The organism is Bdellovibrio sp. NC01 (assembly GCF_006874625.1).
Taxonomy (GTDB): Bacteria; Bdellovibrionota; Bdellovibrionia; order Bdellovibrionales; family Bdellovibrionaceae; genus Bdellovibrio.
Genome location: NZ_CP030034.1, coordinates 3,766,550 through 3,792,090 on the forward strand (window position 1 = coordinate 3,766,550; position 25,541 = coordinate 3,792,090).

Here is a 25,541-nt window from a genome sequence, read left to right on the forward strand (position 1 = left end):
ACTATCGATTTAATACGCGAAAGCTAATCTATTGATATAGAACGGTATTTTCCAAACAAACTTGCGTAATGGAAGTCTTTTTAGGGCTGATTAAAAAATAGGCAATCTACTCGAGGGATTAACTGCGCAAAGGCTGATGCAGGAACTTTTTAGTTTCCTCGTAAGCGCGGGCGATCGCTTGCGGGCCATTATGAAAATTGCCCGGACCTGTGGGCGGTAAGTTTTGAATTTTTAAGATGTGACCATCACGCTTATTCACGGAACTGACCGTTTGTTCAAACCAGTCGCTGAATTTTCCCGAAGGCAACCAGTGCCCTAAAACAGTTTCGTCTTTCGCAATCCCCGTCCATCCCATTTTGTCTTTGATGCCACCATCCCAATAATGATGTTTGCCAATTTTCACAGGATGAAAATAAATCGGCATCGAACATGAAGCGCGCACCACCGTCGACAACGGACCCTCGCTGAAGATTTCTGTTTTTCTTTTCAAAATGTTGTAAGTCGCAATTCTCAGAGGGAATTTGAGGTTTTTAAAATCGTCGTGCACATATTTTTTCAACGTACTTTCGAACGCCTCGCCTTTCAAAACTCCAAGTCCTACGGAAGGATCGAAATAATTCGTGCGGTTGAGTTGCAGAAACTCTTTTTCCATTTCTTGTGGAGTCATGCCCGAAGCCAAACACGCAGCGACGATCGCACCAGCACTTGAACCCGTCAGCATTTTTGGTTTTAAGCCTTCGTCAAAAACGGCTTTCACAAAACCACAATGAGCGAAAAATCCGAAGTATCCTGAGCTTAACGACAGGACAAAATCTTTCTGATTTAGCTTTTCGATCAAGGTCATTTTCGGCCTCCGCGAACTAACTCTAACATAATGGACCTCATGTAAGCTAACTCCTCGAAAATCCTACAAATGACGCACCATGGGCCTAAAAAAGTGCCAGGCACTTTCGCGGAAAAAGTGGCAGGCACCTTTTCTCTGTTTTTGCGGTGAGTTATTGCATGAATTGAGGGGGGTGATGGGGTACACCCCTGAGTGGCCGGGTCCCATACAATAGCACTCTTGACGAAACCCGCTAGGTCCGGAAGGAAGCAACGGCACTCGAGGGACTATGTGATATGGGGTGCTCGGCCACTTTGTTTTTTCTCGAGGGGTAAATCGTGTCCTATCAGGTGATTGCGCGCAAATGGCGTCCACAATCTTTCACTGACGTTGTCGGACAGAATCATATTACCCAAACTCTGACGAATGCTCTTAAAAACGGTCGTTTGCCTCATGCGCTTTTATTCACGGGACCTCGTGGTACCGGCAAAACTTCTTCTGCGCGTATCTTGGCAAAAGCCCTTCGTTGTCCAAATGCAGTGAACTTCGTTCCGTGTAACGTCTGTGACTCGTGCCGCGAAATCGCGTCGGGTTCTAGCGTTGACGTGATCGAGATCGACGGTGCATCGAACAACGGTGTCGACTCTATTCGTGAGCTTCGTGAAACTGTCGCGTTCATGCCGACAAGTGGAAAATACAAAGTCTACATCATCGACGAAGTGCACATGTTATCTACAAGTGCCTTCAATGCGTTGTTAAAAACTTTGGAAGAACCACCGGCGCATGTTGTGTTCATCATGGCGACAACAGAGGTTCATAAAATCCCGCAAACGATTTTGTCTCGTTGCCAACGTTTCGATTTCCGCCGCATCTCTACCCGTCAAATCACGGAACGCTTGAAATTGATCTGCGATCAAGATGGCGTGCAAGCTGATGAAGACGCGTTGTGGGTTGTAGCTCGTCAAGGTGACGGTTCAATGCGTGACTCGCAAAGTTTGCTTGATCAAGTGATCACTTTTGCGAATGGTCCGCTGACTCGTGAAAACGTTGTTGAAATTCTGGGTCTGACAGATCGTGCTTTGTTGTTTGATACAATGAGCGCGTTGGTGGCTCGTGATTCTCAAGCGGTTTTGCGTGTGATCGAAAGAATTTCTCATGCGGGCTTTGAGCCGCACTTATTCTCGCAAGATTTGCTGGAAATGATCCGCAACTTGTTGCTGGTGAAAGTTTCTGAAAAACAAGCGACATCAATTTTAGAAATGCCGGATTCAGAGTTGCAAGCTTTGAACGATATGGCAGCCCAAGCTTCTGAAGAAGACATTCACATGCTCTTCGACATGGCGCTAAAAGGTGGCGCGGATATTCCACGTGCGCAAGATCCTCGAATTGTTCTTGAAGTTGTACTGCTGCGTATGGCTTCGGCTCCGAAACTGACTGATCTGAAAAGTCTGTTGCAAGGTGGAAGTGTTTCGTCGAGCCCTCACAGCGCAGGTGGTGCCCGGCCTTACGTTCCGCCGGTAGCTCCCCCTGTTAAAGGTCACCAGCGTTTAAAAGAATCGCAAAATGTTCCTGAAGTTCCTGCGGGACTTGATGCCATGAAAAAAGCCATGGAGCAAAAGCCTGCAGTGAAACACGAAGCACCGAAAGTTGAAGCTGCGAAACCGGCTCCGGCACCAGAAGCTCCGAAAGTGGCGACTGGCAACACGCCTTCAGAAAAATGGGTCCACTTTGTCGAATTGTTACGACAAGACGACGCGTTGTTTGCAGCCAAGATCGAAAACCTTCTATTCGTGAAAGAGGAAGGCAAATTAGTCAGCCTGGGAGTGCCACCGAAATTGGTATTTCTGAAAGAACAAATGGCTGACACTCAGGTGCGTAAAAAGCTGCAAGGATTTATTGATTCGTACTGGGGTGCTGGGTATTCTTTTGAAGTATTAATGAAGGGCGATCACACGGGCGAATCTGCGCAGGCATTGCAACAAAAGAAAGTGCAAATGGCTGAAGATGAAATCCGTACGAAGATCACCGAGAATCCTATGGTGAAGACGGCTCAAGAAGTTTTCAAAGGCCAGATCAAATCCATAGTTGAAACTAAAGATAATAAAACTGTTAAGCATTAGGAGTATTTTATGAAGGGTATGCCAGGCGGAATGGCCCAATTGATGAAGCAAGCAAACCAAATGCAAATGCGCATGAAAAAAGCGCAAGAAGAGCTTGCTGCGAAAGAATACGAAGCCTCTACAGGTGGCGGCGCAGTTAAAGTAAAAGTTAACGGCGACCATATGATGCTTTCTTTGACAATTGACCCAGAAGTTTTGAAAGCTGGCGACGTTGAGATGCTTCAAGACATGATCCTTTCTGCAACGAACGAAGCAGTTAAAACAGCTCGTGATACATCTGCAAAAGAGATGGAAAAAATCACTGGCGGCATGAACATCCCAGGATTGTTCTAATCCGATGTTACACATTAGCGCTCTCGAGAAATTAGTCCACGAATTGAGTCGTCTGCCTGGTATCGGGCCGAAGACGGCGCAGCGTTTGGCTTATTTCATTCTTAAATCTGAAGCTGAGTTTCCTGCGAAACTGAGCGAAGCTTTGATGCGAGTGCGCGCCGAAGTTCACGAGTGTCCTCGTTGCTTCAACTTTACCGATCAAGATCTTTGCCGCTATTGCGAAGATCCTTCTCGTGCGGATGACAGTTTGTGTGTGGTTGAAGAACCCGCTGACATCATCCGTATCGAATCATCTGGTGCGTTCCGTGGCCGTTATCATGTGTTGCATGGTGCGATCTCTCCATTGGAAGGCATTGGTCCCCAAGATTTGAAAATCCAAGAGTTGCTTACTCGCGTGAACGATGGCCTTGAAGGTAACGGTCCTGCGATTAAAGAAATTATCTTAGCTTTGGATGCCGATCTTGAGGGCGATACGACAATTTTGTACCTAGCTAAGCATCTTCAGGGCAAAGGCTTGAAATTATCTCGCATTGCTCATGGAGTTCCTATTGGCAGCGACATCGATTTCATAGATGATAGAACTATGGGTCGTGCCCTGCAAAATAGAGTGGAGCTGTAATGTCCTTTATTAACTACAACGCTAAAGAAATTCACTGCAAAGTCGTGTATTACGGCCCGTCATTGGGTGGTAAAACGACGAACATTCAGTGGGTTTATCAAAAAACGGCTGAGGATCAAAAATCCAAGCTTGTGGCGTTGAACACAGACATTGAGCGCACTCTGTTCTTTGACTTCTTGCCATTGAACGTGGGTGATATCCGCGGTTTCAAAACTCGCTTCCATCTTTATACGGTTCCAGGTCAGGTTGTTTACGATGCTTCTCGTAAGTTGATCTTGAAGGGTCTTGATGGCGTTATTTTCGTAGCGGACTCACAAATCGAACGTATGGACGAAAACTTGGAATCTCTTCGCAATTTGGAACGCAACCTTGAACAACAAGGTTACGACATTCGCGAAATTCCTTTGATTATGCAGTACAATAAGCGCGATTTGCCAAATGTCGCTTCATTGGCAGAGCTTCGTAGCGCCCTAAACCCTTACAATGCTCCTGAAATTGAAGGCTGCGCTTCTGAAGGCCGTGGCGTTTTCGAGTCATTGAAGACGGTTTCTAAATCAATCATCAACGTTCTAAAAGGCGGAACGACTCTTTAGGAGTCCTTCCTAGCCTGAAATATCTCTCATTTTCCCTCTGAAAATTAGGTTACGACCTATGGATGGTTATGCTATAGGTGTTCGCGAAATTTAAGGTTATGCTTAAGTTTAAATGTAAAGACCGCTGCAGGTCTTTAGAGGTTCGAAAATGAGTTACGATATTGCTGCCGATATTCAACGCCTGAAAAAAGAAAAGAACGCCGTCGTTCTTGCGCACTACTATGAAGATGGCGACATCCAAGATGTTGCTGATCACGTAGGTGACAGTTTCTTTCTTGCGAAGAAAGGTCAGGAAGTAAAAGAGCAAGTGATCTTGCTTGCCGGTGTTGTGTTCATGGCTGAATCCGTGAAGATCATGAATCCAAATAAAACGGTTTTGGTTCCAGATATGGAAGCAAGCTGTTCACTAGTTAAGGGCGCGCCTTACGAAAAGTATCTTGCGTGGAGACGCCAACATCCCGACGGCATCGCTGTGACTTACATCAACTCAAGTACGGAAGTGAAATCGATCTCTGACGTGATTATCACTTCTTCAAACGCCCAACAGATCATTGAATCGATTCCAAAAGATCGCAAGATTCTTTTTGGACCGGATCAACACTTGGGTCGTTGGTTGTCTAAAAAATTAAATCGTCCGTTTGAATTGTGGCAAGGTGCCTGTGAAGTGCACGTGCTATTCAACGCCAAACGCTTGTATGAATTGATTCAACAACATCCCGATGCTGTCGTTATCGCGCATCCAGAATGTGATGAATCCGTTCTGCAATACGCAAGCGTGATTGGTTCAACTTCACGCTTACTTGAAGAAGTGCAAAAAAATCCCGCGAAGAAATTCATCGTTGCGACGGAAACGGGTATTTTCCATCAAATGCAAAAACTTCGTCCGGATGTAGAGTTGATTCAAGCTCCGGTTTTGGATGCAGGTTGTTCATGCAACAACTGCCCCTACATGAAGATGAACAACATGGAAAAAATCAAACACGCTTTAGAGACTTTGAATCCAGCGATTTCATTGGATGAAACTTTGCGTGTAAAAGCGCAAACATCTTTGAATCGCATGATGGACATCACAAGCGGTAAGCCTGTGCAATGGCCGACTGAATTTACTGTTTAACTTTTAAAGGGCTCTGACATGCATATTACAGAAGACATGTTAGAGTCCTTTCGTAAAATCCTGAACTCCCCGTCTTTGCAAATTTATGCAGAAACAAACTGGGGTAGTCACAATCCTGAACACCGCACTTTAATTCACGAAAAATTGAATGCCTTAAAGTCTGCCGATCCTGCGCTACATACATCCGTATCGCACACGAATGGTTTAGGAGTTATCGCCGCCTGTTCATCCCCGATTGGCGTTGATGCAGAATTAACAGCCCGAGTTTTACCGGCGATCATAGCCCGCGTTTCTAGCCCCGAAGAACTCAGCCAGGCTCCAAATGCCGCCAGCCTGTGGTCGGCGAAAGAAGCCACGTTTAAAGCGCTTAAAAGCTATGAACAGCCGTCGGTGGTTTCAAAGATTTCTATAGGGGAATGGCAAAATATTGCTTCTCAATTTGAGACATTCCGACTCATGAATGCTTCTATCTTCGGATCTCCCTCTAGTGGCGTTGGTGTCGTCACTCATCTTCCGCATCACACACTCAGCTTTTTTGTTTTTTGCTCTTAACTTTGGTCGAGTCCTGCCGATCAGTTTATTAAGCACGTTGTTACGAGCGGAACTTAAGGCAGGTGAAAAATGGGAAGTACAAATACCAACAAGCGAGTGGCTCCAAGGAAAGAAGTCTCTCCCATTCATGTATCTTATCTAACTTCATTGGACGATTTTGCGAAGATCGCAAAAGACTGTGAGATCGTAGAAGCTTCTTCAACAGGTTTGCTTCTTTTGATCACACGTGAAGATTTGATTCCTTCAGCTCTTCGAAAAAATTTGAACTTGGATTGTCTGATTGGTGATCGCGTGTTCATGCACTTAGAAGAGATGAACTTGGAAGTTTCTGGTGTGATCACTCGCACGCAGCTTCTAGGTAAGAAAGGCTTCTATGTCGCTGTTGATTATAGCGATGAAGCCCCTCAATACTGGCGTGAATGTCTGATGGATCTTCTTCCGACTCCAGGCGAACTGGATTAGAAATTAAAGATCTACGAATTCTGGCAATCCTTTTTCTGAAACAAGCACGATTGAATAGTGCGGAGGAAGGAACCAGCTAATCGCTTCTGCAATCCCCTGATGTTCTTTCTGAGGGGGATTGCCGATAGACTCCAACGACACGGCTAAATCATAATGCTTGCGATCTTGGCTCATCACAAGGATGCGTGGACGCAAGACACTCTGATCACGGAAAAATTCTTTTACAATGTTACGAACGTACTGAGGTAGATATTGCGGCGACGGTGGACCGGCGTGCAATTTCTGACCTTCGTTGATTTGCAAGGCACCCACTGGGGCAGCATCAGCATTTTGATAGAACAAACCTGTTTCGCGGAAATTCCAAATCATACCGTAAGTGAAAACGTAGTCTGGATATTCCTTCATCGGATTTACAACCAGGCCCACGCCTTTTGTTGCAAGCCACGCCATGATTTTTTGCGCAGGCTCTGTCGCCTCTTCAGAAGTTTCAGTCAAAAGATAAGGCCAACCATCCGGGCCTTGTTGAGGAGCTTCATTGATAAGTTTCAAGTTGCCCTTAGAAATCGCCATAAAGAAATCGATTTCCCACTGGTGATCGCGTTGCTCTTCAGGAACTTTTACTAACTCATTCAATGTCATCTGGTACCTCGGGGCCAAAATAAAAAAGGCTAAGCCTTTGAAGCTTAGCCTTTTTCCTATGCCCGTTTTAGAGCGGGGTCAAGACGCGAAGGACTAGTATTCCTCTACGATCACGATTGTTTTCCAACCGTTTTTGTATTGAGGACGACCGTATTGGTCTACAGTTTGTTGACCCGTTCTAGAGTCAATTACAGGTACTTGACCTTGATCGGCAGCCAAAACCGCGTTGTGGATTTGGATGATTTGATCTTGGTTAACACGAACGCAACCAGAAGAAGCGCGTGAACCCAAAGCCGCGATACCAGCAGCCTCGCCACCAATTAAATCTGGTGGTACTTGGTGAAGAGCCAAACCGTGAACGTCATTAAAGAAGATCGCGTAAGGCATTTGCACTTTGCTTTCGCCAGATTTGTAGTTTTCATCCATAACGCGAGTCACGCCATAGAAACCACGAAGAGTGTGTCTCCAATGAGATTCCGTCGTGCCTTTTTGGTTGAACACTTTACGGAAGATACCTTTGAAAGTGCTGATGTATTCAACGTCTTCACGACCCGTAGATACTTTCGTCGTCAAAACCAATTGACGGTTGATGTACAAACGAGCTGTTTGCGCCATCGGACCACGAGCTGCTTTATTAACAACAACTACGTTTGTGAATTGGTTAATCGCAAGCTCACCACGAAGGTAAGCTTCTTCATCAAAGATGTGTCCAGCTGGAGCTTCAAAAGGTTTTTCAACCATCAAGCGTGCTTCAAGCTCTGCTTGAGTCTCTGCTTTTGCAGTGTGAGGCGCAGAGAAAGCGGCAGTCACGGCAAGGACCGCAATAAGTAGTTTCATTAGTTTCTCCTTCATAAACATATTCGTGTATTAAACAATCGACGTAGTTTTAGCAAAAATACGGGGCTGCCGCCCTAGAATAAGAAAATGATGTAAGCATTATCGAAGTGTCGTTTTTTTGTTCAGTCTGGGAATAACGAGGTGCTCTTGCCGATGAACCTGTTTTTAGAGCAATAAATTTGCAATGTTGCTCACTTTTCTCTCCTAAAAATCACGGGATTCCGAAGAGTTAACCAGAATGCTTTCGCCCCCATTTTAATCCGTTTCGGAATGGCTGTAAGGAGACGAAGTGAGAGCTCAAAAGCTAAAACTACCAATTGTTATTTTTGTGGCAAGCCTTGTCGGCTGGTCGGCTCTGGCTGCGACTTCGACGGCTTCGACGAATTCTTTGACCTATCAAGGGCGCATCCTTAAATCTGATGGCACCCCCCTGCAGCACAATAACGTAAGCTTTCTTATTAAGGTCATGGACCCTTCCGGTCAGTGCGTGATTTACCAAGAACAGGACAATGGCATAGACATGACCAATTCTAATGGTGTGTTTGATCTTGCGATTGGTAACGGATCTGTTCAATACATCACGGGCGCTGGTGCTACGACAATCACTGACGTTTTCAACAACAGCATCTCTTACACTTGCGGTTCTTGCACAAGCAGTGGCAACAGTTATACATGTTCAGCGAACGGTTCGCCGTATACCCCCCTTGCAAATGACGGACGTCTTTTGCGAGTAAGTTTTTATGACGGCACAGGTTGGAAGACGATTACTCCTGATAATGAAATTCGCAGTGTGCCTTTTGCGAGTTATGCGAACTCTGCACAAAAACTAGGTTCACATCCTGCAACAGATTTTGTTTTGAAAACGCAAGTGAATGGCGCCACTTCATGTGCTGCTGGCCAATTCTTAACTTGGGATGGTTCGCAAATGACGTGCGCTGGAGTGTCTGGCGCAAGCGGCGGCACTGTTACGAGCATCACGGCCGGCACAGGTTTATCTGGTGGCACGATCACAACAACAGGAACGATTTCACTTGGTACATCGGGTGTGACTGCTGGCACTTATGGTTCGGCGACTCAAGTTCCGGTTCTTTCGGTTGATAACTATGGTCGCGTCACTGCTGCTAGCAGCACCACAATTTCTGGTGTTGCTCCTGCCGGCAGTGCAACGGGAGATCTTGGTGGCAACTATCCAGCTCCGACTGTGAATGGGCTGAATGGTACGCCACTTGCGATCACTTCACTGACAAACGGAAATTTTTTGAAATACAACGGCACAAGCTGGGTCAATTCTAGCATCGCTCAAAGTGATGTGTCTGGATTGTCTTCAACGCTTTCTGGTTATTTACCGCAAGCGACATTCAATTCATACGTGGCAAGTGCATCGTGCTCTTCGGCGCAAACAATGTACTGGAATTCTGTTTCAGGAAATTTTGCGTGTCAGAATATTTTAGTCAGCGGTTTCACTGGCAGTTTATCAGGTGACGTCACTGGCACCCAAGGCGCAACAGTTGTCGGAGCTTTACAAGGTAAAGCGGTCGCCACAACAGCGCCAAGTACGAACCAAGTTTTGCAATTTAATGGTACACAGTGGGCACCAGCCACTTTACCTGCAGGCAACAGCGGCACTGTGACTTCTGTTTCAGTTGTTTCAGCAAATGGTCTTGCGGGTTCCGTTTCCAATGCTGGCACGACACCAGCGTTGACTCTTTCAACGACAGTATCGGGCTTAGTGAAAGGCAACGGCACAGCGTTTTCGGCGGCCGGGGCTGCGGATGTGACTGGCACACTTGGGTATACTCCAGTCAATAAAGCTGGCGATACCGTAAGTGGTGATCTGACGTTCGCTGCGAATAAAGGCGATATTTTCACAGCAGGTTCTGGCACGAACACTGTGACTTTAGCGGGTCCTACAGGCGCGATCGGCACGAGTTATTCTTTACGCTTGCCGACTTCTGTTGCTGGCTCTGCAGGACAAGCTCTTGTTTCTGATACTTCAGGAAATCTTTCGTGGGCAACGATTCCCACGGCAGTTAATGCCATCACGAATTTAACTGGCGACGTGACTGCAAATGGTCCTGGTTCTGTCGCAGCGACCGTTACGAAAGTGAATGGCGTTGCTTACGGCACTAGTCCCGCAACAAACACAGTTCCTGTTGTGACTGGCGCCAACACCATCACTTACCAACAACTTCCGAATGCAGCTTTAGCAAACAGCAGTATCACGATCGGAACGACGGCAATTAATCTAGGTGCAAGTTCGACAACCTTGAGTGGTCTTACTTCAGTGACTGCAAATACATTTGCAGCTGGTTCTGCAGGCGCAACAAGTGGTTCCGTTGATATTGCGAACGGCAATGCTAGCGGCGCTTTGGTTTCGGTGAAAAATAATTCCGCAACATCAGCATATAATTTCAACTTGCCTGCGACCGCAGGAACTTCGGGTTACGTTTTGACTTCTGGTGGTGGTGGTTCCAACGCAATGACGTGGACTCAATTGGGTCCTTTGGCAACGAACACAACAGCGTTTTCTAATTTCAGTGCGATGGCTACTGATGGATCAGGAAATTTAAAATCCGTTGCAGGTTCCACTTCCGGTTCAATGTTGAATTGGACCGTCACAGGTCCCGCATGGACGACGGCTGCTTATCCAAATAGTACAACAGCAAATCAATTGCTTTATTCTTCGGCGAACAATGTTGTCGGTGGTCTTACAACTGCGAACAATGCGATTCTTACGACAAACGGTTCTGGTGTGCCGTCGTTCACGGCAGCGTCTGGTGACGTGTTTACACAATACGCTCTTCTTGCAGGACGTTCGAGTGGACAAACTCTTGCCGGAGGAACAGCTGCGAGTGAAACGTTAACACTGAAAGGCACAAGTAACGCCGGCAACGGTTATGTGCTGATCAATCCTTCTGGTGGCAACGTTGGTATCGGTACATCAACACCGGGTGTGCCTCTTGAGGTGAATGGAAATATCATTGCCGGAAGATCGACTTCAACGCGTGTGCAGTTGTCAGGTACTGGTGGTTCTGCTGCGATCTCTGAAGTTTATGCGGGATATTCGAATCCACATTGGAATATTGGTCGTGATGCGATCAGTGCTTCAAGCCCGGCACTGGTGCTGAATCCAATTCCGGGCACTTCTTCATCTGCGGTCTCTGGAGTTGCTGTCGGTTCGACGACAACGAAGACTCTGCAACTCTTTACAAGTAATGGTACTGCGTTGACTGAACGTATGCGTATTGATGGCAACGGTTACGTCGGTATCGGCACAACGAATCCGACTGCGCCGTTAGACTTTCAAGGATCTGTAGCAACGTTCTCGCAAACAAGATCTGTGGCAAGTGCGGCGGCTCCTGATATTTATCTTAATAAAGATCGTGGTACTGTCGGCACTCCTGCCGCCATTCAAAATGGCGATGCTTTAGGTAATATCAGTTTCAAGGGCTATGATGGCTCTGCTTACACTCGTGGTGCTTTGATCCAAGCTGTGGCTATGGCTGCTCCTGGTACAAATCAAATGACAGCGGATTTGCGCTTATTAACTAATAACGGCGGCAGTGATGCGACAGAAACAATGCGCTTAACGGCTGCGGGTAACGTTGGTATCGGCACGGGTTCACCGGCTACAAAATTAGATGTGAATGGTGGTATTCGTCCTGGTTCTGTGACGACAGGTGCATCGTGTGCAGGAAATGGCGAAGGAACTTTTGCTTACGATCCGACGACACATGCACCCGTGTATTGTTCAAACTCGGGAGTATGGACTCCGATCGGTAGCAGCGGTATTTCAAGTTGCCCATCTGGCTTCACACTGGTTGGTCCTATCGGTGGCGCAAATAGTTTCTGCGTGTCTTCAGCGCCAGAGACTGCAACAACATACTGGAGCGCTTGGACAACTTGCGCTGGAAAAAATACGGGCGGCCGCGGTTACGCGCGAATGTGTTCAACAGGCGACTGGATTGTAGCTTGTAACAATGGAGGAATTTCAGGATTCTCGACAGTGCTACAATGGGTGCAAGACTCGTCGGCTTACGATATGGCGGCTTACAACTCGGCTCTTTTGGTGGGTAACGGATCTTGCTCAGGTGTTGGCGTCGACACGACGACGAACAACAATAGCTTCCGCTGCTGCTTCCATTAGGAGTTTGGCAATTCGCAGATTTCGACTTTCTTACGGGCTCTGTTTGTTTGCAGAGCTTTTCCTTCTATTCATAATTTGCACGACACCTGAAGAGATTCTTAAGAAAATCTCTATCAAGGGAGAAATTATGAAGTCAGCTAAAGGATGCATTGTTCTTGCCGGTTTATTATTTTTAAATTTCGAAGCTTCTGCATTGCCAGACACAAAAAACACTGCGAAACCACCCGCTTCAGGACGAATAGAAAAAGACAGCCTTGGTGATAAACAGCTGCCAGCGGATGCCTATTACGGCGTACAAACTGCGCGCGCCTTAGAGAACTTTCAAATATCGGGGACAAAAATCAATCAATATCCCGAATTCATAAACGCCTTGGCCATCGTCAAACTTGCCTCTGCGCGAGCCAACAAACAACTAGGTGTGATGAAGGCGGATCGCTTATCAGCAATTGAAAAAGCCGTTGAAGATGTTCGCGCAAATAAATATCACGATCAGTTTGTGGTGGATTGGTTTCAAGGTGGTGCTGGAACTTCGACCAACATGAACGTCAATGAAGTCTTAGCGAATATTGGCTTAGAAAAAATGGGACACAAGAAAGGAGAATACCAATATCTTCATCCTTTAGATGATTTAAATCAGTCACAATCCACTAATGACGTTTATCCAACGGCGATCAAGCTCGCTTTATTAATGAGAAGTGACAAGCTGATTGGCGAATTAAAGAATCTAGCAGCTGCTTTTAGAACAAAAGGAAATCAGTTTTTAGAAATCACGAAAATGGGCCGCACCGAAATGCAAGACGCCGTCCCAATGACAGTTGGCCAAGAATTTCATGCGTTCGCGGCTGGTATCGAATCAGAAATTGAATTCTTAAAGGACGCGGAAAAACAGCTTTATACTGTGAACATGGGTGCTTCCGCCATTGGCAGCGGTATCAACGTTCCGAAGGGTTATCCGAAAGCTGTGGCGTCGCAGTTAGCGAAGTTAGTGAATAAACCCATTGTGCCCGCGAAAGATTTATTCACAGGCACGTGGGATCAACAAAGTTTCGTCGCTTATTCTTCAGCGATGAAAAGCACAGCCGTAAAGCTTTCAAAAATTGCGAGTGATTTGATTTTACTCGCTTCAGGTCCACGCGCTGGTTTATTCGAAATCAATCTGCCCGCAATGCAACCGGGTTCTTCCATCATGCCAGGCAAAGTGAATCCAGTAATTCCAGAATTAATTAACGTGATCGCGTTTAAAGTTATGGGCAACGACACGAGTATCACAGTGGCAGCCCACGCTGGACAACTGCAACTGAACGCCTATGAACCCGTCGAAGTTGTGGCTTTGCTGGAATCGCAAACGCTCTTACTAAATGGTGCCAATACATTTAACACGAAATGTATTTCGGGAATTACGGTGAACGAAAAAGTTCTGGAAAAAAATATTGAATCAACGGTTGGTATCGTCACAGCGCTGAACCCTATCATTGGCTACGAAAAATCAGCGGCCTTAGCTAAAGAGGCCTACAAAAGTGGTAAAGGTATATTAGAGATTATCCGCGAACAAAAAATTCTAAGTGAAGCACAAATCAAGGAGTTATTAGATCCAGCGAAACTGACGAACTTAAATAAAGAAAGTTATAAAAGATAACTACTCAAGAGCAGCTCACTCGACGTTGAGCTGCTCCACCATAAGCGCACTATGATCGCGTTTGCATGAAAAGTCCCAGACGATCCATTGTCTGCCAGTGTCCCGAGACCTTACCGTTCTTAATTTGATAGACGGTCTGACCAGCGAAGGTCAGCTTTTTCTTCGTGGCAGGAATGCCAGGCAAATCACCAAGCTGGGTGCCTTCTGCACTCCAAACAACTGCGACACGATCGCCTTCTTCGATAAGCTGAGAAACCGAAAACTTCAGATCAGGAAATGCTTTTCGCGAAAACTGCACACGTGTTTTGTATGTGTCTTTGTCGAGCGTCTTTCCTTCCCAGCCATCACCCGGATCACTAAAGATCGTGTACCATTCAGAAATCAGGTCATCGAATTTTTTAGGGTCGTCTTGATTCCACGCTTGGTACAAATTTTCTATGAGTTTCTTATTCATTTTATTTCTCACTTTCAAAAATGTTTCGGTGGCTTTCTTAAGCGGACACCAAATCTTCCACCCGTTTCCTGCATGAATTAATATTACCCGGGTATAATTCAAAAATCAATATTACCCGGGTAAAATATGCTCTAATGATCCAAAGACCTAAAAAGCCAAAGGAATTCAAAAGGCTACAAAGCCAGACGAATGAGACAGCCTGAAAATAATTTGATTGGAGATAAGGTGTAGAAACAAAAAAACCGCCTGATGGGCGGTTTTGATTTCGATAGAGCCAATTTTCTAAGTGAAAATTGGTAGGGAGTACAGGATTCGAACCTGCGACATCCACCTTGTAAGGGTGGCGCTCTACCAACTGAGCTAACTCCCTATCGTTGGAAGGACCCATGTGTAACAAGAGTCCTACCTTCTTTGCAATCTATTTTTTTACTTTTTTAATTTTTTGCATCTTGGATGCAAGTTTTTTGGGTCATTTGCGAGGAAACCTTAATGATTTGCATATGAACCATGTCATCAAGGTTTTGCTGATCCATCTCGCCCATAGATAGAACGATCATCGACTCTGTATAAACATTGCCTTGAAGTGGCGGCAATGGAGAATCAGAGCGTTTGAACGCTGTCAGGCTCAAGCGGTATGTTTTACCGTTCGATTTGCGAGTCATCTGTGCATAAACCAAGGCACCTTTGCCAAGGCCTTTCGTTCCAGTTTCTACGCCGACGCCTCTGCCGATTTCTTGGCAAGTTGAACCGTCGATTTGCGTAACCTTGATTTGGTTACGGCCGTTTTTCTGCTGAACGACTTTGAAGATGAAGTAAGAAGTGTAGTCTTCTTGTTCAACTTTCCAAGTTCCTTGGATGTCCAACCATGGGAATGGCTGAGCCAAGCTCCACGGCCAGTGAGTCCAACGATCATCACCAGCAGGCATTACGTGTTCTTCGTCAGCTTGTGAAGAAGAAGATGATGCTTGATAAGTTGAGTAAGCTTTAGCGGAGCTTACGTTCACAAAAATAAAAAGTGCTGCTAAAATGTGACGAAACATGAATCCCCCCTAGTGCTCGAAATGAACTCGAGCCGCTTTATTCATGTAGTATCCGTTTTTGGCTCTGAAAATATACTTTGGTTTTTCGTAATCAGGTTCAATCAACTTACGCAAACGTTTGATCGTCACGTAAATCTTATTGTCGTGAATAGCTGGATCATATGGTTGCTTCCAAACATTCTCGACCAAGAATTCCTTCGAATAAATTTGGCCTTGGTTCGTAACGAACAGGCGCAAAAGATCCAAAAGAATGAACTGATTTTTAAAGTCAATGCGACCGATTTTCTTTTCGATAACCGCGTGGTTTGCTTCATCGAAAATAAGATCGAAGTTAGATTGAGTTTCGCCGCCGATCTTGTCAGCCAAAGTTTTGGCCATACGAGCAGTTCTGCGGTGATTCTCTTGATCGATAGAGCGCAAAGCAAGAGTGATATAAGTTCTTGCCATGTCTTTATCGCCGATTTCGAAATAAGTGTCTGCCAAGGCACCCATCAAAACGTTGCTCATAACGACGTTACGAGTTTCGCGGATGATGTCGTAAGCACGCCACAAGATCTCAATCGTCTCGTCGTACTTTTTCATTTGTTTCAAGATGTCAGCGTTCAACAACAATGACGAAGCTTGAAGTTCTGGCATTTGGTAAACTTGGAAGAAGACCTGAAGATTGTAGATCTCTTTCAAAGCGTCAGACTGACGACCGATTTTTGGGTGAGAATAGCACATCGCAAGACCAAAGATCGCGTGGCAGATGTCTTCCTTGCTGTCAGAAGCAAGAGCGATAGCCAATGCTTTCTGCAAGTAATCCATCGCTGTATCCAATTGGCCTTTGTAAGAAGCGCACACTGCGAGTGTGTAGTAAGTCTTAGAGTTAAGCTCGAAGCCTTCTTTCAAAACCAAATCTTGGAGTTTTTCTTTGGTAGAGTTGATGTCTTCAAATTGCTCGCGCTCGGCAAAAATACGCAGCAACAAGTTCATGCACTTGAGGTATTGGGAGAAATTTTTCTCAGCGAAATAGCCGTCAGAAGCCTCGCGGAGGTGGTCTATTGCCGGACCAAATTCTCCACGATCGCTGTACAGCTTGCCGAGCTCAAAAGCGCGATCGAATTGATTCATAAGATATTAAAACTCCAAAACAAAATCTAAATTACTCGCAGGGGTTCGATTTCTGTCAGATTGTCAGGAATACGTCAACGTAAGACGCGGGCAGTTGCTTATTTAATGAGCAACATAGGAATCAATTTCAGTAATTTAATGAAAGCCCCTGCCAGAGAGGCTTTGCTGGGGTGAGTTATTCTAACTCCAGCTCAGAAAAATCGCGCCGAGGCCAACAGTTAGGGCGCCGATGATCTGCACTCTTGTTAAAGACTCTTTAAGAAAAAACGAAAACAGGATCGCAAAAAAGATCGAAGAGTTGCGCAGGGAAATCGCAAAACCCGGTGCTGAAACTTGCAGGCCGTACAAAAAAATCACGAACGACAAAAAAGAAAAAACACCGACAGCGAAAATTCCTTTCTTCTGTTCACGCCACACTTTCTTCACACGCGCACTTGGTTTTCTTCCAAGCGCTAGCAACAAGAACGGCCACGAGATCACCATCGCCACCGCAAATAAACTGCGTGGCTCGGCACCGTGATGAAGTGCTTTGTGATAACTTAAGTGATAACCGGCAATACAAACGGCACACACCCATGACCACGGAACCCGCTGCCACAGAGGCTTTTCAACAGGAACGCCTTGATCATCTGTATTTCGTGTAGAAACAGACGAACCAATATTTAACAACAATAAGCCGGCAAAGATCACCCCGGCACCAGTCATTTGCAGCAGTGTTGCCGTTTCGCCAAAAAACAATGTTGAGAAAATCCATACGACCAACATCGCTCCGCCACGCATGATCGCGTAAGCGCGCCCCAAATTATTCTGCGTTAAAGCTTTAGACAGGGTCAGCAGGTAAGTTCCCTCAAAAACTCCCGCAAGAATCGCCCAAATGATCGGTTCACCGGGCAAAAAAACTTGCGACTGCAAAACCATGGCAGCTGCGACGATGTTACTGACTGACATCGCTAAAAACAAAAATGCCTCTTTGTCGCGACTGTGTTTTGCGATGGCATTCCAAGCTGCGTGCAGGAATGCGGATGTTAAAAGAAGGACTGCGCTAGAATTCATGCGCTGACTTTATTAAGAAACCAATCAGTGAGCAAGGGCTGGCTTTGCCGGCCTAAATTGCTTCCTGCAAACAAACTAAACACGAATACTGCTAGTATATTTGATTTGGGGTTAATATTCGGTGGTATTGATATTGAAATAAGGCCTCCCGGTAACCAAATAACAACATTTTATCCCGGGAGTTCTTGTGAAAATGTCAGCAATTTTACTAAGCCTTTTATTTGTCTCTTCAGTTTCTCACGCAAGCCTAGCGTCATCTCAAGTAACTAGCGAAACTCAAGCAGAGGGCATCTTGAGCGTTCATGCATGTTTCAAAGAAGCACTTCAAGACGGAAAAGCGAAGCAAGCCGCAGGCGTGGATATCGATACGATGGATGCATTCATCGCAAAATCATGTCAGCAACAATTGATCGATGCTGAAAACAACAATGGCGTTACGTTGGAACAAATGGCGCGCCTTCTATATAACGTTCAACAAGAACAATAATTTAAAATAAAAAAAGGGCCGGTATTTCTACCGGCCCTTTTGAATCTATTTTTAGATTTCGCTCATCACATTGTTAGTGGTGAGCAACGTTTTGCTGACCTTGATACTGAGCTTTGATTCCGAACTCAGTTTCTTTTTGGATTTTGAAGATCTCTTTTGGATTTTTAACATCCAAAGCGTTGATCAACACTTGATCCACATGGTCTACAAGAACGACTTTCAAGTCTTTCATCACTTCCTTAGGGATGTCCTTAAGATCTTTTTCATTCTCTTTAGGACAGATGATCATCTTGATACCGCCACGGTGAGCTGCAAGAACTTTTTCTTTCAAACCACCGATAGCCATCACTCTACCACGAAGAGAAACTTCACCCGTCATCGCAACTGTGCGTTTCACAGGGATTTTCGTAATCGCTGATACGATTGATGTCGTCAATGCGATACCTGCAGAAGGACCATCCTTAGGAACTGCGCCTTCAGGCAAATGGATGTGAACGTCGATGTTCGAGAAGTATTCTTTATCCAAACCGAACAAAGGACCTCTTGAACGTACGTAGCTCATCGCTGCCGCACAAGACTCTTTCATCACATCACCCAATTGACCCGTCACTGTGAACTTACCTTTACCAGGTACTACGCTCACTTCGACTGCCAACAAGTCACCGCCAACTTCTGTCCAAGCCATACCGTTCGTAAGACCGATTTCGTTTTCCGACTCGATTTGACCGAACTTGAATTTGTGCGGGCCCAGCAACTCAACAAGTTTCTGAGGCGTTACAACGTAACCTTCAGATTTCTTGCTTGTTGTTTCTTTCGTTGAAGTCTTCGCGCCTTTAGCACCTTTTTTCGCAGCTGCCGCAGTTTTCTTACCAGCAGATGCAGTTGCTTCAGCTTTGAAGTTTTCAACTGTTTCACCCATCACGATATCTTTCGCTACCTTACGGCAAACGTTTGCAACTTGTCTTTCCAAGTTACGCACACCTGCTTCGCGAGTGTAGTAGCGGATGATGTCGCGAATCGTTTCATCTTTCACAGTTACTTTGTAGTCTTTCAAACCATGGTTTTCCAATTGTTTTGGAACCAAGTAGTTTTTCGCGATATGGAATTTCTCCTGCTCGATATAACCTTCAAGCTGGATGATTTCCATACGATCCAACAACGGACGAGGGATCGTGTGCAAGCTGTTCGCCGTCGCGATAAACATCACTTTCGAAAGATCGTATTCAACTTCCAAGTAGTGATCTTGGAATGTCGAGTTTTGTTCAGGGTCCAACACTTCAAGCATTGCTGCTGATGGGTCGCCTCTGAAATCATTCGCCATTTTGTCGATTTCATCCAACAACACTAGCGGATTACCTTTATCCACTTTGCGAAGAGCTTGGATGATCTTACCTGGCATCGCACCAACATACGTTTTTCTATGACCGCGGATCTCTGCTTCGTCACGCACGCCACCCAAAGAGATACGCGCAAATGAACGGTTCAAAGATTCTGCGATAGATTTCGCAAGTGATGTTTTACCAACCCCTGGAGGACCCGCAAGACACAAGATAGGGCCTTTCATGTCTTTCGAAATCGAAAGAACAGCTAGGTATTCCAAGATACGGTCTTTAACTTTCTCAAGACCCCAGTGTTCGTCGTCCAAAATGCGTTGAGCATTTTTAAGATCGTGCTTCTCTTCTGAGTAATCCTGCCAAGGAAGTGACAAGATCCAGTCGATGTAGTTACGAACAACTGTCGCTTCAGCCGACATAGGTGACATCATTTTGAGTTTTTTAATCTCTTTCATGACCTTGTCTTTAGCTTCTTGAGACATTTTTTTGTTTTTACATTTTACTTCAAGATCTTGAAGTTCAGCTTGGTAGTCGTCTTTCTCGCCAAGTTCTTTTTGAATAGCCTGCATTTGCTCATTCAAATAGTACTCTTTCTGAGAACGCTCCATTTGCTTCTTCACGCGAGTGCGGATCTTCTTTTCTACTTCTAGAATTTCGATCTCGCCCGTCATCAAGTTCAACAAATGCTCAAGACGTTTGCTTGGATCAATGATCTCAAGAACCGTTTGCTTGTCTTCAAGTTTCAAGTTCAATTGCGCAACGATGATATCCGCAAGCTCACCTGGATTTTCGATGGTAGAAACACGCATCAAAATTTCTGGTGGGATACGTTTATTCAACTTCACGTAAGTTTCGAAAGTTGTTTTGACCGAACGAACCAAAGCTTGCGCTTCAACGATGTTCGTTGGCTCTTCATCAAGATTCTCTACCGCTACGACGAAGAAATTGTCGTTGTTCACGAAATTCTTAATCTTTACGCGGCGTTTGCCCTCTACAAGAACTTTTACAGTTCCATCTGGCAAGCGAAGAAGCTGGATGATTGTTCCAACTGTACCGATGGCGAAAATATCTTTCGCTTCTGGATTGTTGGTTTTAGCGTCCTTTTGAGCAGCCAACACGATGTCGGTCTGTTTGCTCATGGCCTCTTCAAGAGCGTTAATGCTCTTTTCACGACCAACGAACAAAGGCATCATCATATGTGGAAAAATGATGAGGTCTCTTAGGGGCAAAAGTGGTAGTTGCTGTACTTTTCCCTCGCTCATATCCTCTCCCTCCCTTGGGTTAACGAGCTTCTTGCGTATAGGACACAAGAGGATCCATTCAGGTTAATTCCTTTTCACCTTAGCGAAGTCCTTACTCTGAGTTTAACTATGTGAACGATTGCTGGGAAGTAAATATATTCCAAAAAAAATTACTTCTGGTCCTTGCCACTTGACTGGTTTGCTCATATTTCGGGCAGTATAAAAGCACGTTATGTTAATCGAAAATTTTTCAAATTTGCGTCGAGAAATGGGATTCTTTCGTATTTGTAATACCGCATAGAAAGATTTTCGTCCCTTTTTTCCGCAATTTGCACGATAAGGGCTCTGTGACACGCAACGAATCACCCTGGGTACGCACCAATTCATTATCTCTCAAGCTTTTGATAGCTACTTGGGCCGTAAGTTCCTTTGCGACGCTTATTTTAACTGCTGCACAGTTGATTTTGGACTACCAAAAAGACTTCGATAAACTGCAAAACAACTTTTCCATCATCAAAAATTCTTATCTGGATTCTATGGCCGAGCACTTGTGGTCTTACGACACGCGCTTGTTGGAAATCCAGCTGGATGGTTTAAGTCGTTTGCAAGGTGTCAGCTATCTGAAACTCACTGCCGACAACAAAGTTATCTACGAAACGGGTAAGACTGATCCGCAAGAGGAAAGTCATAAAAGTTTTGAGATTCGTCACAAAAATACGAACGAAACTTTAGGTACTTTGGACGTCGAATTGGACACAAAAAATCTGCGCGATCGCTACTTTCATGAGGCGATCTGGATCTTCGTCCGTCAAGCCGCAAAAACCTTGGTCGTTGTGTTCTGCTTGTACTTCATTTTCAATCGCATCATCGTCGTGCACATCAAGCACATCGCTGATTATTTGAAAAATGGATTCCGTGATAACAAAAATCTGGTGCTGAATCGTCCTCCCCATGCGGAGAAAGACGAGTTGGATATTCTGGCCGATTCGATCAACCTTTTCCGTGTCGAACTTTTGGAAGCCAATCGTAAGCTTGAGCAACTAAACCAAGCGCTTGAGCAAAAAGTGACGGATCGCACGCGCGAATTGACGAATAAAAATCAAAGTCTTGAAAAAGCCATGTTCCAAATCAAACGCATGCAAGCGACCTTGGTGGCACAAGAACGTTTGGCGTCGTTGGGTAGCTTGACTGCCAGCGTGGCGCATGAAATTCGCAATCCATTGAACTTCGTTTTGAACTTCAGTGAGCTTTTGACCGAGTCCGAGGACGCTGAAGAAATCAAAGAAGTCAGCCGCGTGGTCTTGAAACATAGCCAGCGTATCGATCAGATCGTGCGTTCGATGCAGATTCTATCGGGTTACGATTCTGACGTTCTTGAAACAACAGATGTGAATGAAATTGTTAAAAAAGCTTATCAACAAACGATTTCCAATCGTTCACTAGGGTCAAGTTATGTGCCTCCAAAGGTCACATATCGCCTTGGTGATAATGTTAATGCACAAGTCTACTCGGTTTCGTTACAACGAGCCTTATCAAATATTATTGATAACTCGATTCACGCCCTGGAAAAAAAGGTTATGTCACAGAAAGATTTTGAACCCGAATTGGTGATTTCAACGTCTGTACGTGGCGATAACGTCGAAGTTTCTGTGCGCGACAACGGTATTGGTATCCCATCCATCCTTGGAGAAAAAATCTTCGATCCTTTCTTGACCACAAAAGCTCCTGGCGAAGGTGCTGGTTTAGGTCTTACTGTTGCATTTAATATTGCGCAGAAACACGGTGGTACTTTAAAGTACACTAGTGAATTTGGTCATTGGACTGAGTTCTTAATGACCTTACCGTTGGTTCACGAAAGACTGCATGCATGATTCACATTGTGATTGTAGATGATGAAGCGGATACTCATCTTCTATACAAACTGAAATTCAAAAAGTTCTTTGCATCTTTGGGTGACCTGAAACTCGTTTCTTTTTTAAGCGCAAAAGATTGTTTGAACTATTTAAAGCAAGACGACACTCGTCCTGTTGATTTGATCATGTCAGACATCAACATGCCCGAAATGGACGGCTTTGAACTTCTGCAAGAGGTTCGCAAAATGCATGAAGCCATGCCGTTTTATGTTGTCAGTGCGTACGAATCTACAGAGTTCCGTACAAAAGCAGAAAGCTTGGGCGCGCAACGTTTCTTAAGTAAGCCCGTCGACTTCAATGCTTTAAATGAAGCTTTGAAAACTGATCTGAATCTTTCCATCTAGTCTTTGCAAATCGTCACAAAAAAACACTCGCGCATGTATTAACCCATGCCGTCCCGTTTTATTTTGTCCTGCTCAACAATCGCTTTTATAAATTGCTTCATCAACGGAGGATGCAATTTATGTTCAAGACGATTTTAACTTCAGCAGTTATCTTTTTTTCGGCAACAGCAGCTTTTGCGACGGAACTAACACCCGGAAATATCGTGGGCCGTTACAACGTGACAGCGAAAGCGGGCTTTCAAAAAGTTTATGTAAAATTCCGCGTGGTGAATACGCGTGAGTTTGAAATTCAAAGAACCTATCCAGACGGTCACAGCGACGAAGAGTGCAACGGCACTTACAACCTAACGAATAGCTTCTATCTTAACGAGTATGCGATTCTAGCGGCGAATAAGACGTTTAAAGGCATCTTTACTTGCCCAAGCGATCGCAACAAAAAAATCGATTTCAATATAGACTTCGGCGACACAACTGTTGAAGACCTTGTAAAAGGCACGACAGTCACAGTAACGACGTCGATGGCACCAATTAAGCTCAGTGCTTACGTGAAAAAACAGTAGCCCGTAGCGACGCTTTAAACGCAAAAAAGCCAGAGGTTTGAAACTCTGGCTTTTTGCTTTTTACTTTTCAGTTTGATTAAGAAGCTGAACTTTTCTTTTTAGCTTCTTCTTCGATTTGCATCTCTTCGTCAGTTTTATAAACCACCATCGGAGCGCCACCGTCGTTGATCACGTTTTCATCGATGATCACTTCTTTAACGTTCGACTTAGATGGAATGTCGTACATGATGTCGAGCATTGCCGTCTCTAGAACACCGCGCAGACCGCGGGCACCTGTCTTACGTTTCAAAGCCATTTGTGCCACAGCACGAAGAGCTTTATCAGTGAACTTCAATTCAACACCTTCGAACGAGAATAGTTTTTGGTATTGTTTTGTGATCGCATTTTTTGGTCTCACAAGAATATCCATCAACGCTTCTTCATCCAATTGGCCAAGAACTGCGATTGCAGGCAAACGACCAATGAACTCTGGGATCAAACCGAACTTAGACAAATCGTCTGGTTCAACTTTCGCAAGCAAGTTCGATGACTTCTCAACTTCTTGAGCTGTACGAATATCTGCTGCGATACCCATCGTTTTATTCGATGTTCTGTTTTCGATGATTTTATCCAAACCAACGAACGCACCACCCACGATGAACAAGATGTTTGTTGTATCCACTTGGATAAACTCTTGTTGCGGATGTTTACGACCACCTTTCGGAGGAAGATTCGCCACAGTACCTTCTAAGATTTTTAGAAGTGCTTGTTGCACACCCTCACCCGACACGTCACGCGTGATAGATGGGTTTTCAGACTTACGAGAAATTTTATCGATCTCGTCCACGTAGATAACGCCTTTTTGCGCTTTTTCTACGTCATAGTCTGAAGCTTGAAGAAGGTTTAGAACAACGTTCTCTACGTCTTCACCGACGTAACCTGCTTCAGTCAATGTCGTTGCATCCGCCATTGCGAATGGAACGTTAAGAATTTTAGCGATCGTTTGTGCAAGCAACGTCTTACCAGATCCCGTTGGACCGATAAGCAAGATGTTTGATTTTTGCATCTCTACGTCAGCCGATTTTTTACCTTGTGACATTGCGTTTACACGCTTGTAGTGATTGTGAACCGCTACTGCCAAAGTTTTCTTCGCCTGAGTTTGACCGATCACATAATCATCAAGGTAAGTTTTGATGTCCGATGGTTTTGGTACTTTGAACGTACCTTTTACCGCCGTCTCTCTTTCTTTTTCCTCGTCGATAATGTCATTGCAAAGATCAATACACTCGTCGCAGATGTACACGCCAGGGCCAGCGATCAATTTTTTAACTTCTTTTTGGCCTTTGCCGCAGAAGCTACATCTCAATGTGCCGTTTGTATCTTTAGTGCTCATCTACTCTTATCCTTTATTTGCCTTACGAGATTCAACGACGTGGTCAAGCAAGCCGAATTCTTTAGCTTGGTAAGGGTCCATAAAGTTATCCCTTTCCATCTGTTCTCTCAAGAATTGGTAGTCTTTGCCTGTATGCGTTTCATAGATGCGAGTCAGCTTCTCTTTTGTACGAAGAAGTTCTTTCGCATGAATTTCGATATCAGTAACTTGACCTGACAAACCGCCTCCAGAAAGAAGGGGTTGATGGATCATGATGCGTGTGTTCGGAAGGCTATAACGTTTGCCTTTTGTACCCGCTGTCAACAACAGCGAGCCCATGCTTGCCGCCATACCCATACAGTACGTCGCCACGTCGCATTTTACGAATTGCATAATATCGTAAATCGCCAAACCAGCAGAAACGCTACCACCTGGAGAGTTGATGTAAAGATGGATGTCCTTTTCAGGGTTATCCACTTCAAGGAAAAGAAATTGCGCGATAATGGCATTAGCAACTTCGTCTGTAACCTGTGATCCAAGGATCACAATACGGTCTTTAAGTAGGCGTGAATAGATGTCATATGATCTTTCACCCTTTGAAGTTTGCTCGATGACGTATGGAATGAGTGCCACTGCTGTCTCCTGTGGTTGGCTGTCTACCCGACTTCGATGCTCCGAAGTAAAGTCTTATACTGTGCTACCTATCGGAATACTCCAACAGGACTTTACGAAAAAGCCTTTGACCCTCAACACTGCTATGTTACATCTTACCTTGC

Annotated in this window: 22 protein-coding genes, 1 tRNA gene, 1 other RNA gene and 1 pseudogene; 14 read left to right on the forward strand and 11 right to left on the reverse strand. The window is 45.0% G+C overall.

Annotated features, from left to right (window positions below):
* Positions 1-118 precede the first annotated feature (118 nt).
* Entirely contained in the window at positions 119-844 is a 726-nt protein-coding gene (locus DOE51_RS18080) for a patatin-like phospholipase family protein (protein ID WP_142697923.1), read from the reverse strand.
* A 194-nt stretch (positions 845-1,038) separates the two neighbouring features.
* Between DOE51_RS18080 and ffs the strand changes: the two genes are divergently transcribed.
* The 8 genes from ffs (at position 1,039) to DOE51_RS18120 (ending at position 6,616) form a co-directional block, all read left to right on the forward strand.
* Positions 1,039-1,137: signal recognition particle sRNA small type (ffs, locus tag DOE51_RS18085), an RNA gene on the forward strand.
* A gap of 24 nt (positions 1,138-1,161) precedes the next feature.
* A complete protein-coding gene (dnaX, locus tag DOE51_RS18090; RefSeq protein ID WP_142697924.1) occupies positions 1,162-2,943 on the forward strand; it encodes a DNA polymerase III subunit gamma/tau in 1,782 nt (593 codons plus the stop codon).
* Positions 2,944-2,952: 9 nt separating this feature from the next.
* A complete protein-coding gene (locus DOE51_RS18095) occupies positions 2,953-3,276 on the forward strand; it encodes a YbaB/EbfC family nucleoid-associated protein (protein ID WP_142697925.1) in 324 nt (107 codons plus the stop codon).
* 4 nt (positions 3,277-3,280) lie between these two features.
* Positions 3,281-3,895 (forward strand): recombination mediator RecR, encoded by a 615-nt coding sequence (recR, locus tag DOE51_RS18100; protein ID WP_142697926.1) that lies wholly within the window; start codon positions 3,281-3,283, stop codon positions 3,893-3,895.
* A complete protein-coding gene (locus DOE51_RS18105) occupies positions 3,895-4,488 on the forward strand; it encodes an ATP/GTP-binding protein (protein WP_011166041.1) in 594 nt (197 codons plus the stop codon). The genes recR and DOE51_RS18105 overlap by 1 nt, the downstream gene beginning before the upstream one ends.
* A gap of 148 nt (positions 4,489-4,636) precedes the next feature.
* Complete coding sequence (gene nadA / locus DOE51_RS18110; protein ID WP_142697927.1) at positions 4,637-5,602, forward strand: quinolinate synthase NadA; 966 nt, start codon at positions 4,637-4,639, stop codon at positions 5,600-5,602.
* 18 nt (positions 5,603-5,620) lie between these two features.
* The gene (locus tag DOE51_RS18115; RefSeq protein WP_142697928.1) at positions 5,621-6,154 is read left to right on the forward strand and encodes a 4'-phosphopantetheinyl transferase superfamily protein; all 534 of its coding nucleotides are present in this window, start codon (positions 5,621-5,623) and stop codon (positions 6,152-6,154) included.
* A 69-nt stretch (positions 6,155-6,223) separates the two neighbouring features.
* Complete coding sequence (locus tag DOE51_RS18120) at positions 6,224-6,616, forward strand: hypothetical protein (RefSeq protein ID WP_142697929.1); 393 nt, start codon at positions 6,224-6,226, stop codon at positions 6,614-6,616.
* 3 nt (positions 6,617-6,619) lie between these two features.
* On the opposite strand, the gene DOE51_RS18125 is transcribed toward DOE51_RS18120, so the two are convergent.
* Both DOE51_RS18125 and DOE51_RS18130 read right to left on the reverse strand, forming a co-directional pair.
* Positions 6,620-7,255: a hypothetical protein gene (locus tag DOE51_RS18125; RefSeq protein WP_142697930.1), complete on the reverse strand. Its 636-nt coding sequence runs from the start codon at positions 7,253-7,255 to the stop codon at positions 6,620-6,622.
* Between the two features lie 93 nt (positions 7,256-7,348).
* A complete protein-coding gene (locus DOE51_RS18130) occupies positions 7,349-8,092 on the reverse strand; it encodes a L,D-transpeptidase (RefSeq protein ID WP_142697931.1) in 744 nt (247 codons plus the stop codon).
* Positions 8,093-8,381: 289 nt separating this feature from the next.
* On the opposite strand from DOE51_RS18130, the gene DOE51_RS18135 reads away from it, so the two are divergent.
* The gene (locus tag DOE51_RS18135; protein WP_142697932.1) at positions 8,382-12,239 is read left to right on the forward strand and encodes a hypothetical protein; all 3,858 of its coding nucleotides are present in this window, start codon (positions 8,382-8,384) and stop codon (positions 12,237-12,239) included.
* Between the two features lie 127 nt (positions 12,240-12,366).
* Positions 12,367-13,875 (forward strand): aspartate ammonia-lyase, encoded by a 1,509-nt coding sequence (locus tag DOE51_RS18140; RefSeq protein WP_142697933.1) that lies wholly within the window; start codon positions 12,367-12,369, stop codon positions 13,873-13,875.
* 49 nt (positions 13,876-13,924) lie between these two features.
* Here DOE51_RS18140 and DOE51_RS18145 read toward each other — a convergent pair whose 3' ends face one another.
* The 5 genes from DOE51_RS18145 to DOE51_RS18165 all read right to left on the reverse strand — a co-directional run bounded on the left by DOE51_RS18145 (position 13,925) and on the right by DOE51_RS18165 (position 17,535).
* On the reverse strand, positions 13,925-14,329 hold the full coding sequence (locus DOE51_RS18145) for an ester cyclase (protein ID WP_142697934.1): 405 nt from the start codon (positions 14,327-14,329) through the stop codon (positions 13,925-13,927).
* 294 nt (positions 14,330-14,623) lie between these two features.
* Positions 14,624-14,699: transfer RNA gene (locus DOE51_RS18150), tRNA-Val, on the reverse strand.
* A gap of 64 nt (positions 14,700-14,763) precedes the next feature.
* Positions 14,764-15,369, reverse strand: a complete 606-nt coding sequence (locus tag DOE51_RS18155; protein ID WP_246845175.1) for a hypothetical protein — start codon at positions 15,367-15,369, stop codon at positions 14,764-14,766.
* Between the two features lie 9 nt (positions 15,370-15,378).
* Positions 15,379-16,344, reverse strand: a complete 966-nt coding sequence (locus DOE51_RS18160) for a winged helix-turn-helix domain-containing protein (RefSeq protein WP_246845176.1) — start codon at positions 16,342-16,344, stop codon at positions 15,379-15,381.
* Between the two features lie 318 nt (positions 16,345-16,662).
* Positions 16,663-17,535 (reverse strand): EamA family transporter, encoded by an 873-nt coding sequence (locus tag DOE51_RS18165; protein ID WP_142697936.1) that lies wholly within the window; start codon positions 17,533-17,535, stop codon positions 16,663-16,665.
* A gap of 187 nt (positions 17,536-17,722) precedes the next feature.
* Between DOE51_RS18165 and DOE51_RS18170 the strand changes: the two genes are divergently transcribed.
* Positions 17,723-18,022 (forward strand): hypothetical protein, encoded by a 300-nt coding sequence (locus DOE51_RS18170; RefSeq protein WP_142697937.1) that lies wholly within the window; start codon positions 17,723-17,725, stop codon positions 18,020-18,022.
* A gap of 73 nt (positions 18,023-18,095) precedes the next feature.
* On the opposite strand, the gene lon is transcribed toward DOE51_RS18170, so the two are convergent.
* Positions 18,096-20,618 carry an endopeptidase La gene (lon, locus tag DOE51_RS18175; RefSeq protein ID WP_142697938.1) on the reverse strand — a complete coding sequence of 841 codons (2,523 nt, stop codon included), beginning with the start codon at positions 20,616-20,618 and terminating at the stop codon, positions 18,096-18,098.
* Between the two features lie 380 nt (positions 20,619-20,998).
* Here lon and DOE51_RS18180 point away from each other — a divergent pair, with 380 nt between their 5' ends.
* The 3 genes from DOE51_RS18180 (at position 20,999) to DOE51_RS18190 (ending at position 23,414) form a co-directional block, all read left to right on the forward strand.
* Positions 20,999-22,468 carry an ATP-binding protein gene (locus DOE51_RS18180; protein ID WP_246845177.1) on the forward strand — a complete coding sequence of 490 codons (1,470 nt, stop codon included), beginning with the start codon at positions 20,999-21,001 and terminating at the stop codon, positions 22,466-22,468.
* Complete coding sequence (locus DOE51_RS18185; RefSeq protein WP_142697940.1) at positions 22,465-22,854, forward strand: response regulator; 390 nt, start codon at positions 22,465-22,467, stop codon at positions 22,852-22,854. Before DOE51_RS18180 ends, DOE51_RS18185 begins: the two co-directional genes overlap by 4 nt.
* A gap of 119 nt (positions 22,855-22,973) precedes the next feature.
* Positions 22,974-23,414 (forward strand): hypothetical protein, encoded by a 441-nt coding sequence (locus DOE51_RS18190; protein ID WP_246845178.1) that lies wholly within the window; start codon positions 22,974-22,976, stop codon positions 23,412-23,414.
* 76 nt (positions 23,415-23,490) lie between these two features.
* Here the strand turns inward: DOE51_RS18190 and clpX are convergent, their stop codons facing one another.
* Positions 23,491-24,786, reverse strand: a complete 1,296-nt coding sequence (gene clpX, locus DOE51_RS18195) for an ATP-dependent Clp protease ATP-binding subunit ClpX (RefSeq protein ID WP_142697942.1) — start codon at positions 24,784-24,786, stop codon at positions 23,491-23,493.
* A gap of 6 nt (positions 24,787-24,792) precedes the next feature.
* Positions 24,793-25,413: pseudogene (locus tag DOE51_RS18200) on the reverse strand (ATP-dependent Clp protease proteolytic subunit); the annotation flags it as partial.
* Positions 25,414-25,541: the final 128 nt, after the last annotated feature.